The sequence below is a fragment of the Vibrio sp. 10N.222.55.B11 genome, assembly GCF_041473705.1.
Classification (GTDB): domain Bacteria; phylum Pseudomonadota; class Gammaproteobacteria; order Enterobacterales; family Vibrionaceae; genus Vibrio; species Vibrio crassostreae_C.
Genome location: NZ_JBFRST010000020.1, coordinates 94,635 through 114,427, shown reverse-complemented (window position 1 = coordinate 114,427; position 19,793 = coordinate 94,635). Strand labels below are relative to the sequence as shown.

Genomic DNA, 19,793 nt, shown 5'->3' with positions numbered 1-19,793 from the left:
TTACAAGAAGATCGAATCGAATACAAGATATGCACGAGAAAAGTTCAATAATTGAGCGGTTACAACATTGAAGTGAGCGAGTTTTAGTTGGAAGAACGAAGTGTTTATAGGTATCGAATCACGGGATACAAGTTGTGTTTGTGATAGCGAGAGTTCAGATTGGGAAGTGCGCATATTTGTCACAACCCTGACTTAACTTGACCAGATTAGCCAAGAATTTTATGTGTCTTTGGTATTTTATTCACCTGATTTTTTGTTAGAAAGTGCTTTAAATCTAATGCGCTTCAGCCTGTTTTTTGGCCTAAAACCTTGTAATACCTTACCTGTCACTTTAAGTCGGATCGACGATAAAAAAACGTAATCGTAACCACAAATATCAATGGTTGGACTCACTCTTAATAATATCGGTTAATGCAGCCAACAAATCGTTTTTGAACGTTTTTTGTTGGGTTATACCTCGCTATTCCAATGAGGTATCTTCTGTCGATGGCCCTATAGTGTGAGGTCTCTAGAATTGGAAAATTCGGTTAATTTGGAACGCATCCGTGCTGAGTATAATGTAAAGCACTGGAGCCAAGGTTTTTATGGAATTGATGATAACGGTGAGGTGTATGTATCACCGAGCGAAACCGATCATCAAGTTCCTCTTAGTCAGATCGTAAAACAGTTAGAGCAGAGAAATATTGGTTTGCCTGCTCTTGTGCGTTTTCCTCAAATAGTGCACCAACGTGTGCACAATATCTGTAACGCATTTAACCAAGCGATCGACGAATATCAGTATGACAACCGTTACCTGCTTGTTTACCCGATTAAAGTTAACCAACAGAAAGAAGTGGTTGACGAGATCTTAGCGAGCCAAGCTCAATTAGAGCAGAAGCAATTGGGCCTAGAAGCAGGTAGCAAGCCTGAACTATTAGCGGTATTGGCACTGGCTCAAAAAGCGAGCTCAGTGATCGTGTGTAACGGTTACAAAGACAGAGAATACATCCGTCTAGCGCTGATTGGCGAAAAGCTAGGTCATAAAGTATTCATCGTTTTAGAGAAGCTATCTGAGCTTGATCTTGTTCTTTCTGAAGCGAAAGCGCTTGGCGTGAAACCTCGTTTAGGTTTGCGTATTCGTCTTGCTTCTCAAGGCGCAGGTAAATGGCAAGCGAGTGGTGGCGAGAAGTCGAAGTTCGGCTTGTCTGCATCACAAGTGCTGACTGTTATTGAACGCTTGAAAGCAGAAGACCAACTGGATGTTCTAGAGCTAGTGCATTTCCATCTTGGTTCACAAATGGCCAATATTCGTGATGTACGAAATGGTGTGAGCGAAGCGGCTCGTTTCTACTGTGAACTGCGCGATATCGGTGCTCAATTGAAGTACTTAGATGTTGGTGGTGGTTTGGCTGTGGATTACGACGGTACACGTAGCCAGTCTTCAAACTCAATGAACTACGGCTTGCTTGAGTACGCTCGCAACATCGTAATGACAGTAGGGGGTATTTGTAAGCTCTACAATCAGCCGCAACCTGTGATCATTTCTGAATCTGGTCGTTCGTTGACTGCGCATCACGCTGTGCTTGTTACTAACGTGATCGGTACAGAAAGCTATTCTCCGGAAGATATGGCGGCTCCAGAAGCTGACGCACCAATGTTGCTTAATAACATGTGGAAGAACTTCTTAGAGCTAGATGCGGGTAATGATGACCGAGCGTTGATCGAGATCTACAACGACACGCAAAGCGATATCGCAGAAGCGCACAACCAATTTGCAACAGGCATGCTGAATCTTCAGCACCGTGCTTGGGCAGAGCAGATGTCTTTGCGTATTAACTACGAACTTAGCTCTCGTATGAGTACTAAGAACCGTTACCACCGTCCTATTTTGGATGAGTTGAGCGAGCGTTTAGCCGACAAGTTCTTCGTGAACTTCTCGCTGTTCCAATCTTTACCAGATGCTTGGGGTATTGATCAGGTATTCCCTGTATTACCTCTAAGTGGTTTGGATAATGCGGATGAGCGACGCGCTGTAGTACTGGATATCACCTGTGATTCTGACGGTACGATTGATCAGTACGTTGATGGCCAAGGTATTGAAACAACGCTGCCAGTTCCTGCGTGGAACCCAGATGAACCATACCTGATGGGCTTTTTCTTAGTCGGCGCATATCAAGAGATCTTGGGCGATATGCACAACCTATTTGGTGATACCCACAGTGTCGTGGTGAATGTTGATGAAAGTGGTCAAGCGAATATCGACTACATCAATGAAGGCGATACGGTTGAAGACATGATGCGTTATGTTCATATCGATACGGATCTGATTCGTCAGAACTACAAAGATTTGGTCACGGCGAAAGTACCAGCACAAGAGCAGCAAAGCGTACTTGAAGAGTTAGAGCAAGGCTTGATGGGTTACACCTATCTTGAGGATTTTTAATGAACGATCTATTTACCAAACCAGATTACTCGCTGTACTCCAATGCGATGACGTTTATGCGTCGTCCATTGGTGCAAAACCCAATCGACAACGATGCTGATGTGGTTGTGTTGGGCGCGCCGTTAGATATGGCGACGTCTGGTCGTCCGGGTGCTCGTATGGGACCTGATGCGATTCGTCGTGCGTCAGTAAACTTGGCGTGGGAAGGTAAAAAATTCCCTTGGGACTTCAATGTATTTGAACACACCTCGGTCATTGATGCTGGCGACCTTGTGTTTGATTGCGGTGATGCAGAAGACCTAACTCAACGTTTAGAAGCAGCTGCTGATGCGATTCTAAACAGTGGTAAAACTCTGTTAGGTTTAGGTGGCGATCACTTCATTACACTGCCTTTGTTAAGAGCATATGGCAAGAAGTACGGTGAGATGGCTCTGATTCACTTCGACGCGCACACTGACACTTACAGTCAGGGTAGTCGTTACGATCACGGTACTATGTTCTACCATGCGCCAAATGAAGGTTTAATTTCGCCTGAACATTCAGTGCAAATTGGTATTCGTACAGAGTACAAGCAGGAAGGGCACGGCTTTAACGTTATTAACGCGATGCAAGCGAACGACATGAGCGTGGACGATATCATTGCTCAAGTGAAAGGTATTGTTGGTAATAAGCCAGTGTACTTAACGTTTGATATCGATTGTCTGGATCCTGCTTTTGCTCCGGGTACCGGCACACCAGTATGTGGTGGTTTGAACTCAGATAAAGTGCTCAAAATCATCCGTGGCTTACAGGGTATCAACATGGTTGGTATGGACGTTGTAGAAGTGTCTCCTGCCTATGACCAAAGCGAAATTACGGCATTGGCTGGTGCGACGATTGCTCTCGAGCTGCTTTACGTCTGGACTGCAAATCGCCTTGCTAAATAGTTGTGTGTCATTGCTAACAGCATAACGCTATATACTGATTTTAAAGCCCATTAAGGTTCAACTTAGTGGGCTTTTTTTGGATACCTCGAAATATCCATTTGCAACTTCTACTCATTGTCCCTGTATACCCATTCAATACTCTAACTGTTGTATATGTAATTGACGCCATATACGGTGTTTGAACAGTTTCTCATCAGCTTTATGCTGCACCTTGTCTCAAATATGGGATTTAGTTCTTCTTTGGGGTTTAGGTATATATCGACCCTATCAATCGCCCATAAATCCTAATGATTTATCAACTTTATTACTGTATATATTTATAAAAATTTGAGGTGTAATTAAGGTGTGCGTTTTATTGCATATTAATCAACACCCTATAAACTTTTGCTTAGTCCATGAACAAACTAAAGTGAATGCCTAGATTTGTGAAAAGAAGTCACTTCGCACAGACATGACATTTCGGATAAGGAAGACTAGGCTTAAAGTTAAGTAAACTATAAAAAAAACAGGCGAAACGGAACTGACTCATCACATACATCAGTCTACGTAATTGATTGTTAATGCAGAGAATAAGTTCTGAATATAATTTAAGCCTGAAACTGTTATTACTATCATTTTCACGATGTTGGGCAATACAGCATTTTGTGACCTCGGGGGATATATGGGTATTGAAGTTTCGCGCCAAGCTGCAGTTGTAGAGGCAGTGAGTGGAGAAGTCATTGCGGTTAAGTCTGATGGAAGCGCACGAAAAATTTCAGTTGGCGATATTATTCGTGAAAACGAGATTGTTATCACCGCAAACCAAGCAGAGCTGTTATTAGGTAACCCAAACGGTGTCACTGAGGTGGCAAGTAATTGTGTTGGCTGTGTTGATCAAGACTTAGTGTGGGCTGATGCTCCTATCGCTGGAGAAGTTAATTTTGACTTACAGCAAGCCGATGCAGGAGATTTTGATGATGATGAATTTGCTGCTATCCAAGAAGCCATTTTAGGTGGTGCCGATCCGACCCAAATCTTAGAAGCAACGGCTGCGGGGGGCGGATTAGGTTCTGCAAACGCTGGCTTTGTGACGATTGACTACAACTACACCGAAACTCATCCGTCGACATTTTTTGAGACCGCAGGTCTAGCAGAACAAACGGTTGATGAAGACCGAGAAGAGTTCAGAACAATAACCCGTTCATCGGGAGGTCAATCAATCAGTGAAGTGCTCACCGAAGGCTCCATTTCTGGCAATACCTACCCCCAATCTATTACAATTACCGAAACGATTATTGCTGGTAGTTTAGCGCTCTCCCCTGATTCTTTTGTTCCAGAAGCACTGTCTCTCGCTTCGCTACTCACAGAGCTAAACAGTGATATTACTTCAAGTGGTCAACCCGTTACGTTTACTTATGATGCGGCGACGAACTCTATCATTGGTGTTCAAGGCACCGATGAAGTATTACGCATCGACATCGATGTTGTTAGTGTTGGAAATAACGCTGAGCTTTCATTGACCACAACGATTTCTCAACCAATTGATCACGTAACGTCTGTTGGTGGCGGTCAGGTTTCCTATACAGGCGATCAAATTAACATCACTTTTGATATTCAAGGTGAAGACACCGCCGGAAACCCATTAGCAACACCAATTAATGCGCAAGTTGCCGTGGTTGATGGGGGCGATCCGTCTGCTGAAAGTGTGAATATCAGTAACGTAGAAACTAGCAGTGCAGCAATTGAAGGAACGTTCTCCAATATTGGTAGTGATAATCTTCAATCAGCTGTATTTGATGCTGGTGCACTGGACCAGTTTGATGGGTTGCTCAGTGATAATCAAAATACGCTTGCAAGGCTATCTGATGATGGAACAACGATTACTCTGTCCATCCAAGGTCGAGGTGAGGTTGTTCTCACTATCTCACTAGATACCGATGGTACTTATAAATTCGAGCAGTTTAATCCAATAGAACAAGTGGGCACCGATTCACTGACGTTCGATTTACCGATCACGATTACCGATTTCGACCAAGATGTTGTAACCAATAACATCAACATTGTTATCACTGATGGCGATAGCCCAGTCATTACTAATGTCGATAGTATTAGTGTCGATGAAGCAGGCATCATTGGTGGCTCACAAGAGGGAACCGCGCCTGTAGCGGGGAGCGGAAGTATCACTGCCGATATTTTCGAAAGCGACATCATCGACCATTATGAACTGGAGCCGACGGAATTTAATACGGGTGGCAGCTTGGTTTCAAATGGTGAGGCTGTGCTACTTGAGCTGATTGGTGAGATCGGTGGTGTAAGAACTTATGAAGGTTACGTTGAGGTCAATGGAACGAGAATTACGGTCTTTGATGTTAAAATTGATAGCCCTTCATTGGGCAACTATGAGTTTAATCTTTATGAAGAACTTTCTCATCAAGGCGCTGAAGATGCGCTGCTAACTTTTGCATTGCCAATTTATGCTGTTGATGCAGATGGCGACCGTTCTGCACTATCTGGCGGTTCGAGTACACCAGAAGCCGCAGAGATTCTCGTTAATGTCACAGATGATGTTGTTGAGCTAGTTGATAAAGTTGAGTCAGTCACGGAACCAACTTTAGCCGGCGATACCGTTGTTTCGTATAACCTATTCAACTTCGAAGGCGCTGATGGCTCGACAATTCAATCTTTTAACTATGATGGTGTTGATTACTCACTAGATCAGAGCTTGCTGCCAGATGCTGTTCAAACATTCAGTTTTACTGAGGGTGTTGTAACCATCTCACTAAATGGCGATTTTAGTTTTGAAGTTGCGCGCGATATTGACCATACAAACAGTGAAACCATTGTAAAACAGTTCTCGTTTTTAGCTGAAGATGGTGATGGAGACACTGACACTTCAACACTTGAGCTAAGTATCACTGACGGTCAAGATCCAATCATTGATTTGATCCCGCCAGTTACTCTCTCAGAAGCCAACCTTGCTGATGGATCCTCTCCAAGTGGAAGTGCGGTCAGCGCTACCGAGACGATTACCTTTACTGCTGGTAGTGATGATGTAGCTAAATTTCGTATTGAACCAACTGAATTCAATGTCGATGGGACACTGAAATCGAATGGGTTTGCGGTTGAGATAAAAGAAGACTCTGCTATTCAGGGCACTTACATCGGTTTTATTACCAACGCTTCTGGCTCTGAAATCCCAGTATTCACCATTAGTTTCTCTGCTACTACGTTAGGTGAATACACCTTTACCTTACTTGAAGCGCTAGACCATGTGGATGGCCGAGATAAAAACGATTTAAGCTTTGAGCTTCCTGTTTATGCGGTAGACAGCGATGGCGATGACTCATTGGTGTCTCAGCTTAATGTGACTATTGGTGATGACGTTCAAATCATGCAAGACGGTACGTTAGATATCATCGAGCCAAATCTTGCTGACGGCACTGTAACAACCAACACCATTGACGTGATGCCCGATCAAAGTGCAGATGGCGCGACCATCACTCAGTTCAATTATGACGGTGTCGTAAATACACTGGATCAAAGTATTTCAGGCGAGCAGCAGTTTAACTTCGCAGAAGGTCGCTTGTTCATCACCCTTGAAGGTGAAATGCGTTTCGAGCCAAACCGTTACCTAGACCACTCTGCGAGTGAAGACATTGTTAAGTCGATAGTCGTGACGTCGAATGACTTTGATAACGACCCGGTGACATCAACCGTTACTTTGACCATTACTGATGGTGATAACCCTACTATCGATGCTGTTCCGAGTGTTGCTCTTGAAGAATCGGATCTCGCTGATGGCTCATCACCAAGCGGCAGTGCGGTTAGCCAAACAGAAACCATCACTTTCACCAACCAAAGTGACGATGTTGAGAAATTCCGTTTAGAGCCTAGTGAATTTAACGTTGGCGATTCTCTCACGTCCGATGGTCTGGTGATCGAGATTAGAGAAGAACCTGCAGGTTCGGGTAATTATATCGGTTTCACGACTGATATTTCGAATACTGAAACTACCGTTTTCACTCTTGATTTCAGCAGTACTAATTTGGGTGAATACACCTTTACGCTTATCGAAGCGATTGACCACACGCCGATTCAAGGCAATAACGACCTCACATTCAACTTGCCTGTTTACGCCGTCGATAGCGACGGTGACGACTCTCTGATGTCTCCGTTGGCGGTGACGATCACCGATGACGTTCAAGTGATGGTCAATAGCTCACTCGATATTGAAGAGCCAACGGTCTCGGATTTAGCGGCAGGTACGCCGACCACGACAACGGTTAATGTTCTTGATGAAGAAGGCGCTGATGGAACGACCATTACTCAGTTGACCTACGATGGTGGAGCGGTACTAACACTTGACCAAAGCGATACGGGTGAACAGAAATTTGATGTTCCTGAGGGTTCGCTGTATATCACCCTACAGGGCGACGTGCGTTTCGAGCCTAATCGCAATCTCGACCACACAGGTGGAGACATTGTTAAATCGATAGTGGTGACCTCAAGTGATTCTGATAACGATCTTGTTTCCTCAACGGTTGCGCTGACCATTACCGATGGCGATATTCCAACGATTGATAATGTACCAAGTGTTACGCTATCTGAATCCAACCTGAGTGATGGCTCTACTCCAAGCGGCAGTGCGGTCAGTCAAACTGAGACGATTACCTTCACCAACCAAAGTGATGATGTGACGAGTTTCCGTATTGAACCTACTGAGTTCAATATTGGCGGCCTTCTAAAATCGAATGGACTGACGGTTGAGTTGAAAGTCGACCCAAGTACGCCGGGTGGCTACATCGGCTTTGTGACGACGGCGCCTAATGTTGAAACGAACGTGTTCACGATTAGTTTTTCGGATACCAATATCGGTCAATACACCTTCACACTGTTGGAAGCGTTAGATCACGTTGATGGGCTAGGAAATAACAACCTAAGCTTTGACCTGCCGGTTTACGCTGTTGATAAAGATGGTGATGATTCACTGGTGTCTCAACTCAATGTGACTATCGGTGATGATGTCCAAATCATGCAAAACGGCACATTAGATATCGTTGAACCGAATGTTGCTGATTTGGCTGGTGGTACTGTAACAACCAATACCATCGATGTGATGCCAGAACAAAGTGCCGATGGCGCGACGATCACTCAATTTACGTATGATGGTCAAACTCGAACATTGGATCAAACTGACAATGGTGAGCAGCAATTTAGCTTCACAGAAGGTGAGTTGTTTATCACTCTTGAAGGTGAAGTGCGTTTTGAGCCAAATCGTAATTTAGACCACACAACGAGCGAAGACATCGTGAAGTCGATTGTGGTGACTTCAAGTGACTTCGATAACGATCCCGTGACAGCAACGGTTACGCTGACGATTACCGATGGTGATATCCCAACCATCGATGCCGTGCCAAGCGTTACTCTATCTGAAACTAACCTTAGCGATGGCTCTAGCCCGAGCGGTAGCGCAGTAAGTCAAACCGAGACGATTACTTTCACTAACCAAAGTGATGATGTGACGAGTTTCCGCATTGAACCAACTGAGTTTAATGTCGGTGGTGTACTGAAATCGAATGGGTTTGCGGTCGAGATAAAAGAAGATTCTGCTAATCCGGGCACTTACATAGGCTTTATTACCAACGGTTCGAGCGCTGAAGTCCCCGTGTTTACCATTAGCTTCTCTTCAGCCACGTTAGGTGAATACACTTTCACTCTACTTGAAGCGCTAGACCATGTTGCTGGCCTAGCGAACAATGATCTGAGCTTTGATCTGCCTGTTTATGCGGTAGACAGTGATGGTGATGATTCACTGGTATCGCAGCTTAATGTAACGATTGATGATGATGTTCAAATCATGCAAGGTGGTGCGCTCAATATTACCGAGCCGACCGTCGCTGATTTAGCGGCTGGTACACCGACCACGGCTACTTTTGATGTCATGCCAAACCAAAGTGCTGACGGCGCGACCATCACTCAGTTCACTTATGATGGCGTCGTAAACACCCTCGATCAAAATATTGCAGGCGAACAGCAGTTTATCTTCGCAGAAGGCAAACTGTACATTACCCTCGAAGGTGAAGTTCGCTTTGAGCCTAATCGAGATCTTGACCATACGGCCGGCGATATTGTTAAGTCGATAGTGGTGACCTCAAGCGATTTCGACAAAGACTCAGTCACGTCAACCGTTACGTTAACGATCACCGATGGTGATATTCCAACCATTGATGTTATTCCAACGGTTAGCTTATCTGAAACGAACCTGACGGATGGTTCAGCCCCAAGTGGCAGTGCGGTAAGTCAAACCGAAACCATCACCTTCACTAATCAAAGTGATGATGTGGTCCGCTTCCGCCTTGAACCAACAGAGTTCAATACCAATGATGCACTCACATCGAATGGTTTAGCTGTTGAATTACGTGAAGATCCGCAAGGGTCGGGCAACTACATCGGATTTACAACCAGCTCGTCGAATGCGGTAACCACAGTATTTACGTTGAGTTTTTCTGGGACAACCTTAGGTGAATACACCTTTACCTTAATCGAAGCCTTGGATCATCAAGATGCACGTGTCAACAACGACCTGAGTTTTGATCTGCCTGTGTATGCGGTGGATAGTGACGGCGACGATTCGTTAGTCTCTCAGCTTGGCGTGACTATTGGTGATGATGTGCAGTTGATGCAAGGCGGCACAATAACCAGTCGTGAGCCTGCTGGAGTCGTCGAAACATCGAATACTCTGGACGTGATGCCAAATCAGAGCGCAGATGGAGCAAAAATCACTTCATTTGTGTTTGATGGAAACAGTGCAGAAAGCCTTGATCTCAATGTGAATGGCGAGCAAGAGTTTGTGTTCACTGAAGGTTCTGTATTTATTACCACAGAAGGTGAGATACGATTCGAGCCTGTGCGAAATCAAGATCACACGAGTGGTGATATTACTAAGACGATTGTTGTTACATCTACTGACCTTGATGGTGATATCGTCTCATCTACCGTGACATTGAAGATTACCGATGGTGATCTTCCAACGATCGATTTGGTCCCTGGAATTACGCTCTCAGAAGTGGATCTCGCTGATGGTTCTTCGCCAACCGGCAATCCAGTGGCGATGACTCAAGTTATTACCTATTCAGAGGGTAGTGACGATGTTAGTTATTTCAGAATTGACCCTGCTCAGTTCAATACTTCGGGGGCTTTGAAGTCGAATGGATTAGAGGTTGAGATTAAAGAGCAGCCAGCGAATTCTGGTAATTACATTGGCTTCGTCAAGGACGGTTCTAACGTCGAAACCAACGTCTTCACGATCAGTTTCTCGACAACCAATCTAGGGCAATATACGTTCACACTGCTTGAAGCGTTAGACCATACAGATGGATTACAAAACAATACTCTAAGTTTCGATGTCCCTGTTTTAGCGGTTGATACCGATGGTGATGATTCTGCAATGTCGCCAATGACCGTGGTGATCACCGATGATGTACAAGGCGTTCAAGATGGGGCGTTAAGTATCACTGAGCCTTCACTTGCTGATATAGCAGCAGGTACGCCAACCACGCCAACAATCGACGTTATGCCGACACAGAGTGCTGATGGCGCGAAAGTGACTCAGTTTATCTACGATGGTGGCACGACTGTTACGTTAGACCCAACTGTGTCTACAGAACAAGTTTTTACCGTAACCGATGGCTTACTGTACATCACGATTGAAGGTGAGGTGCGCTTTGAACCAAGTAGAAATCTAGACCATTCATCTGGCGATATCGTGAGAACGATAGTCGTGACGACCAGTGATTTTGATAACGATACCGATACCGCGGATGTCACGTTGACGATCAAAGACGGAATTGATCCGGTTATCGATGTAGTGCCAGATATTAACCTATCGGAAGTTGGTCTTGCTGATGGCTCTATGCCGAGTGGTTCAGCGGTTAGCTCGACACAAACGATCACTTATACCGTGGGTAGTGATGATTTAAGCCACTTTAGAATTGCAACCAACGAGTTCAATCCTGGCGACCTACTCAAATCAAATGGTCTTGTTGTTCAGTTAAAAGAAGATCCTGCTTCACCTGGCGACTACATCGGGTTTACTGATGACGGGGCCGGTAACGTAACTAATGTATTCACCATTGATTTTGATAGCGTTAATAAAGGGCAGTTCACCTTCACTTTGATTGAAGCGTTAGATCACCTTGATGGTGATCTTAATAACAGCCTCAACTTCAACCTGCCTGTTTACGCCGTTGATACCGATGGTGATGATTCGGTTAAACGCGATGTCATGGTAACGATACAAGATGACATTCAACAGATGCAAGATGGCACGTTAAGCATCACAGAGCCAAATACTGGCACACCAACCACTGCTACTGTTGATGTAATGCCTACACCAAGTGCTGATGGGGCGACCATTACTCAGTTTACTTTTGGTGGCGGTTCAGCGATCACCTTGGATCAAACTAACAATGGCGAGCAAGAGTTTACCTTCACTGAAGGCTCACTGTTTGTCACGCTAAGCGGTGATGTAAGGTTCGAACCAAACCGAAATCTAGATCATTCTGCGGGCGACATTGTTAAGTCGATTGTGTTTACGTCTTCTGACTTTGATAAAGATACCTTTTCATCAACAGTCACGCTTACGATTGTTGATGGCGATGGACCAACAATCAACGTTGTGCCAAGTGTCAGCTTGTCGGAAAGCTTACTTGCGGATGGTTCGACACCTAGCGGAACGCCTGTCAGTGTGACTCAGACTATCACCTCGCTAGCGAGCAGTGATGACATTGGAAAAATAGTCGTTGAAGCTGGGCTGTTCAATACCAACGGCGTGTTGAAGTCTGATGGCCTTGAATTGAGTTTACGTGAGGAGCCTGCGGGTTCTGGCGACTACATTGCGTTTACGACGGATGGTTCGGGTGGTGAGAAAATCATATTCACCCTAGATTTTGATGATACTAATCCTAGCCAGTATACCTTTACGCTGCTTGAGCGTTTGGATCACGTTGATGGCTTAGGAAGCAACGATCTGAGTTTTGATCTTTCTGTTTACGCGCAAGACACCGATGGCGATATTTCAGCGTCTAAACCGCTTTCAGTAACCATCACCGATGATGTTCAGTTAATGAAGTCTGGTGCGCTTAGCATCACTGAACCAAGCACGGGCACACCTACCACAACGACATTTGATGTGATGCCTGCGCAAAGTGCTGATGGCGCCACCATAACCAAATTTACTTATGGTAGTCAGCCTGAAGAGTCTCTGGTGCAAACCAACACTGGTGAGCAAGAGTTTGTATTTACGGAAGGTTCGTTGTTTATCACGCTTGAAGGTGATGTGCGCTTTGAGCCTAATCGAAACCTGAATCATTCTGGTGGTGATATCGTTAAGACGATTACCGTGACATCAGAAGATAAAGACGGTGATATTGTTACTTCGACCGTGACATTGACGATTTCAGATGGTGCTCCACCGGTAATTGATACTGTACCAACGGTTGCATTGGAAGAAGCGAATCTCGTGGATGGTTCATCTCCGAGCTTACCTGTGAGCCAAACTGAAACCATTGCTTTCACAGCGGGAAGTGATGATGTGAGCTATTTCCGTATTGATACCACTCAGTTCAACACGTCTGGTGATTTGAAATCGGATGGCCTAGTGGTTCAGCTTAAAGAAGATCCAGCCAACAGCGGAACCTATATTGGTTTCGTTGAGAGTGGGGGTGTTCAAACGGATATCTTTACCATCACTTTTAATAGTGTAGTGCTAGGCGAATACACCTTCACTTTGTTGGAAGAGCTCGATCATCTGCCTGTGCAAGGCAACAACGATCAAGTATTCACTCTGCCAGTGATCGCGGTCGACCAAGACAATACCGACTCTGTGATGAAACCTTTGACCGTTACTATCACCGATGATGTGCCTGTCATTACCGATACGACAGCGACCAGCACATTTGTGGTTGATGAAGATGATCTCGGCTCTGCGATTTCTCAAGCAACAGGTGCATTTGTTACCACAGAAGGTGCAGACCAAGTAGAGGTTTACGAACTGCGTAATATCTCTGCGCTTGAAGCGACATTGACCTCTGGAACTGAAGCGATTTCTATTACAGAAGTCACAGGTGCCGCCAACACAACGACCTATCAAGGTACGACGACAAGTGGAACTCCTATCTTCACGCTCGCGCTAGCGAATGACGGCTCTTATACGTTTACGTTGCTAGGTCCTCTAAACCACCCAACAAGCCCGAATTCCAATACCTTAACGATTCCATTTGATGTCGTTGCGGTTGATGGTGACGGCGATGATTCTAACCAATATGTATTGCCAATCGAGGTGCTAGACGATGCGACAGTAATGAGTGCGCCGACGGGTGAAACGGTTGTCGATGAAGACGATCTTACTGGTATTGGTTCCGATCAATCTGAAGACACCATTATTAATGGCCTGTTCACTGTCGATGAAGGCGCGGATGGTGTTGTGAAGTATGAACTGGTTGATGAAGATTTGGTTCTGACTGGCTTAACCTCCAACGGAGAAAGTTTAGAGTGGCTTGCTGTTTCACAAAGCGGCACAACATTTACTTACGTTGCTCAAACTGCAACGAGTAATGAAGCTGTGTTCGAGATTATTTTCGATACCTCGGATAACAGCTACCAATTTGAATTGTTTAAACCACTTAAACACCCTGATGGTGCAGATGAAAATGCGATTGACCTTAATTTCTCTGTTGTTGCAGAAGATTTTGATCAAGACCAATCAAACGCGATCGATTTGAAAATCACGGTGACTGATGATGTTCCATTGGTGACAACTCAATCGATCACACGAATTGAAGGCCAGGGCTATGGTAATTCCAAAGTTGACATGTTTGCTAATGCGACGGATGTCGGCGCGGATGGCGCGGTACTGAGTCGAATTGAGGGCATTACCAGTAATGGTGCAGATATTGTTTTCCGTACAGGAAACAGCGGGCCGTACAGCAGCAGTTTCGATTTAAATAGCGGTAGTCAACAAGTACGAGTGTACGAACAAACCGACGATGGTAGTGGTGGCGTGGATACCCGTGAGCTAGGGCGTTTGCGTATCAACTCAAATGGCGAGGTTGAATTTAGAGCTAACGGCTATCTCGATCATGACGGCCTAGACACCATCGATTTTTCGATTAATGTGATTGCGACGGATGGCGATTTAGATACCTCTGAAACACCGTTAGATATAACGATTACTGATAGGGACTCTACAAGAATCGCTCTGAAAGTGACGACCTTCGAGGATGCGGGTAGAGACTCAACCATACCTTATGCAACAGGCGATGAGCCGGCTCTTGAGAATATTCAAGATAACCAAAATGGTTTGCCTAATGCGCCAGCTCAAGTTGCGCTGCAAGTTAGTCTGTATGACCAAGATAACGCTGAATCTATTGGCCAGTTGACGATTAAAAGCCCGAACGGAGGTGATAGTCATCAAGGTACTTTTTATTACTTTGATGGTGCTGACTACATTGAATTAGTGCCTGAGTCAAATGGGAGCATTATATTTGGTCCTCCTCAACTCGAACAAAGCTTTGCTCCAAATCCGAATGAGTCAAGACAAACTATTGCGACGATAGACAACTTGTTCTTTGTTCCGGACCAACACGTTAGTTCGGATGAAACTGGTGGGCGCGTTCGTTATGAGCTAGAAATTGAGAAAAATGGCAATACGGATCACACCGTTAACTCAAACTTCAGAATCGAGATTGAAGCGGTAGCGGATATTGCAACGTGGGATGACGCCAACAGTACTTATCAGTATCAAGTGAATGAAGATGAAGACAATGTTACGTTGCAGCTGAATGCTGAATCGCAAGATAACAGTAATACTGAGACGATTACCTATGAACTTGAAGCGATTCAGGGTGATGGGAAGTTTGAGTTACTTGATCAAAATGGCAATGTGTTAACGCCTGTTAATGGTGTTTATATCATCGCATCTGCTGATATCAATAGCACAGTCGTTAACCCAATCGACAACTTCTCTGGACAAATTGAGTTCAAAGCGACGGCAATTACGGAAGAGACGCTTAACCCATACGATGACTCAGCGAACGGCGGGTTAGACAAAACGACCGCTCGCTCTGTTGAGCAAAATATTATCATTGATGTGACTGCCGACGCGGATCCTGGTTCATTCAGTGTTAACAGGATTCGTATTAACGAAGACAATATTGATGACCCAGACTACCTAGGTCCTCTGGACAACAAAGATGCCTTCACGCTAGACGAAGTCATCACAATGAACGGCTCAGTGGACACTGATGGTTCAGAAGAGCTATTTGTTCGTATCAGTAATATTACCGAAGGGGCGGTGCTTTATTTCCTTGGAACTACGACCCCAGTTCCTACAATCACCATTAACGGTATTGATTATCAGGAAGTGGCGTATTCCGATCTCGCCAACGTAGAGATTGTTCCGACTAAACACAGCAATGTCGATTTTACTTTTGATGTAACCGGTGTGGTTAAAGACACTGCGAACCTCTCTACTGGTGCACAAGTTGATGAAGAAATCCTAGGAACTAAAACGGTTAACGTTGAGGTTAAAGGGGTTGCAGATATTCCTTATGGCGGTACAAACGGTTCGGCTTGGACAGCAATCACCGATGGCACAACACCTGGTGTTCAAACCACGATCCAAGAGAGCCAGAATGGAGACAGCTACGCCGAGCTTGATTTCACCGTGTTGTCGGGAGAGAGAAGACCTGATCCTGCAGCAGTAGATCAAACCCCATTACCTGACGATGGTTCAGAATCCATAACCGTTATCCTCTCGGGTATTCCTGATGGCGTTATTCTGGAAGACGGTGACGGTACCATTATTGACCTTAACTTTGTCGGTTACGAAACCGGTCCGGGTGGTAGCCCCGATCTTTCTAAACCTATCTACGAAGCGAACATCACTGACGCAGGTAAAACCTCAGGAATCCGCATCAGACCTGTCGATTCTTCTACAGAGAACATTCACATTCAGGGTAAAGTGATCGTGACTGAGAATGACGGTCATACGCTTACGTTTGACCAAGAAGTGCGAGTGTTGGTCGAACCTAGAATCGATACCTCAGCGACGTACAGCACAGTCACTAATGGCGATGAAGATACGGCGATCAGTATTGATTGGCACCCAGAGGGTACTGATTATATTGATGATGATGAGCATTTCACTTCTATTGTGATCAGTGCCATTCCGACAGATGTTGAAAGTGTTGTGGTTAATGGCGATGTAACTTGGGTTTACGATGCTTCAGCAGGCACTTTAACCATTACGCCGAAGAGTGGACAGACGGCAGAAGAGTTTACTCAAATTGCACTGAACAATAATTTTATTCAGATCACACCTGAACAAGACTCGAGCACCGACTTTACGCTTAATACGGTTGTCATGATCGAAGAGCGAGATCATGAGTATGTTGATGCGACTGATCCTGGTCAGGGCATCGCTACCGCGACAATCACGGGCTCGATTGATGTTATCGTACGTCCAGTCGTTGAGCCGAAAGACGCTAGCAACAAGCTTATCGTCGATGATGTGCTGGGTACTGGAGCACTAGCAACCGTAGTTGCTGATGCAAACACTGGCGTGCTTAAGTTCACAACCAACAGCGATAATACATCGGTTACGGATGAGTTCGTCATTCGATATCAAGAAACAGATGCTTCGTCCGCTATCGAAGAAGTTGACCAGTTAGTTATTGAATTAACAAACGTGGACGGTTCGGAGCTATCAGATGCTGTACTCAATCAACTGCTCGTTATTGGCGCTGCTTATGAAGGCAATGGGCGCTGGGTTGTAACGAATGAAGACATATTTAGCATCAGTGCATCGAACGGCCTTGTTCTTCCTTCAGGAAACAGCGGGGCAGGAGGGTTCAATGACATCAAGATGGATATCTTTAGCACGGTAATAGACCGAGGTGATGGTGCTGAGGTTGAGTCATCTACGGCCGCTCGTAGGGACGGAGAAGTCACTCTGTCATTCCCTCAAGTGGTGGCTGGGAGTACTAAGGTTGCAGCCGATATTGATATAACACCAGACAGTGTTGTTGATGCGATTGAGGACACCCAGTTAGATCTAGGTACGGCATTGAATGGTTTAATTACTTTCTCGGGCGAAGATGACTCAACTGATCAAGTGACCATCATTATTGATGACAGTGTGACCATTAATCCAGGAGCGGTGAACGAAGTCACCTTCCCAATTAGTTTATCGGGAAGCAGCGACCTAGACTTTGTTAATGGCAAATATGTATTCCAGACTACCGTCGATCAAGGGGTCTCGACCGACCTCTCTGGACTACTGCTTAACTTACCAGCCGACTACTCCGGCGACTTTAGGTTGCCGTTGACGATAGTAACTAAAGACGTATTGTCGGGGGATGAGAAAACTCTAGTGACAGAAGTAGTCATTAAAGTTGCTCCTGATGTTGAAGGTAACCCAGATATTGACGTTACTGTCGTTGGTTCGCTTGACGATTCGTTTAACCCTGTCGATACCGACGGTCAAGCAGGGCAAGATCCAGTCGGCTACGAAGATACCTATATCCAACTTGATTTCAGCTCGACCATTGATGACCAAGTAAGCGGAGTTGAAGGTGGTGACGAAAAATTCACCTCTATCACACTGACGTTAAATGACACGAGTGTTGGGGCTTTCTATACCAGCGCAGGGGTATCGCTTGGCACATCGGTGACCTTTAATGAAGCTGAGATTAATGCAGGCGCGTTGGATAATGTACTATTCCGACCGGCGTTAAATTACCCAACAGATAATGACGTAAATCAGGTGCAAGTGAATGTCAGCGGGACGATTACCGATACTGCTACATACAATGATGCAGCTTCGCCAACTGGCAGCGCGACTGATACCGATACTTTCTCTACCAATGTCAGTTTTGAAGTCGTTCCTGTGGTGGATGACGTGTCTGTCACTGGCCCGGGTAGCGATCCTGATGTTATCGAGATTACGGGTACTGAGGACCAGCTGATTTCTTTGTCGGGCACAGGGCCTGTATCGATTGCACTGACTGACCTTGATGGCTCAGAACAGTTTGTGTCGATTAAGTTTACAGATGTACCTGATGGCTTCCAGATGCGTGCAGACGCTGGTTCGGCATACACGGTGAAGAATAATGGTGGTGGTGAGTGGAGTGTTCAACTACCTCAAGCATCAGGGTTATCGTTCGACTTGAGTGAGATTTCGATTTTACCGCCTAAGGACTTCAGTGGTACGGCTGAATTTGGTGTTGCCGTATTTACTCAAGAATCTTTGTTGGGTGTGCCTACTGCAGCATCAAATCTGCCAAGCTTTAAGCTGCATGTGGTACCTGTGGGTGATGATGTTGATACTAATCCAACAGATTCTGTGACAGGTAACGAAGGTCAAAACATTGATATCGAAATCAATGCGACGATTTTGGATAAAGAGCTATCTGCAACGGGCAACGGCACTTATACCGAGAATGCACCAGAGACACTTCGAGTAGAAGTTGCGGGCGTTCCTCAAGATGCCTCTATCTATTATCCAGACGGCACAACCTTGGCTAGTTATGATCCAGTTACGCAGCTTTGGACACTTGATGTTCCTGCACAGTCGCTCGATAAGATCGTATTCAATTCAGGTGAACACAATAGCGATACGGGTAATGTATTAGGCATTAATGGCCCGCTGCAGATTACCGTTCGCTCTGTGGATACTGACGCTGATAACACCGAATATTTGGGGACGCCAACCAGCTTCGATGTTGATCTGGTGATTGATCCTATTAACGATCAACCGATCTTTGTGAACGTAACGAATATTGAAACATCGGAAGACATTAGTGTTGCTATCGACAACTTTAGTATCTACGACGTTGATGCTAACTTTGATAATCCAGACGCTCCGTATGTTCTTACGTTGCAAGTCGATCAAACACTTCCGGGAGCGCAAGGTGTGTTTGAGTTTACGAGCTCACCTGACGTGACGTTTGTATTGCAACCTGGTGGCTCATTGGTGATTACCGGTAAAGAAGCCGACATCAATACCGCATTGACTAATGGAGCCGTGACTTTCAAACCAGACCCAGACCAGAACTATCTCAACCAGAGTGGTTTAGTCACGATTAATGCAACACTCGATGACGGCGGTAATAATGGCTTGATTGATGCGGGTGATCCGAATACAGCTCAAACTAATCAAACTACGTTCACCATTAAGGTGACGGAAGTGAACGATGCGCCTGTCGCGACAGATGTTGATTTAGGTTCGATTGCAGAAGATGGTCAAATCGTCATTGTAGAAGGGGATTTAATTGCAGCAAGCTCTGACCCAGAAAACCACAACTTAACAGTAACTGGTGTAACTCTGACTCAGGGACAAGGCCAACTAACCCGCTTTGAAAATGCAGGTGGCGCCGATGACGCGGCGATTACCGGACCATTCTGGC

At 45.2% G+C, this 19,793-nt stretch carries 3 protein-coding genes; all 3 read left to right on the top strand.

Annotated elements, in window-relative coordinates; all coding sequences use genetic code 11:
* Positions 1-514 precede the first annotated feature (514 nt).
* Positions 515-2,422: an arginine decarboxylase gene (speA, locus tag AB4503_RS08835; RefSeq protein WP_372114336.1), complete on the top strand. Its 1,908-nt coding sequence runs from the start codon at positions 515-517 to the stop codon at positions 2,420-2,422.
* On the top strand, positions 2,422-3,348 hold the full coding sequence (gene speB / locus AB4503_RS08830; RefSeq protein WP_136973983.1) for an agmatinase: 927 nt from the start codon (positions 2,422-2,424) through the stop codon (positions 3,346-3,348). The genes speA and speB overlap by 1 nt, the downstream gene beginning before the upstream one ends.
* Before the next feature lie 661 nt (positions 3,349-4,009).
* The coding region (locus tag AB4503_RS08825) for a retention module-containing protein (RefSeq protein ID WP_372114335.1) at positions 4,010-19,793 on the top strand (15,784 nt) is incomplete at its 3' end.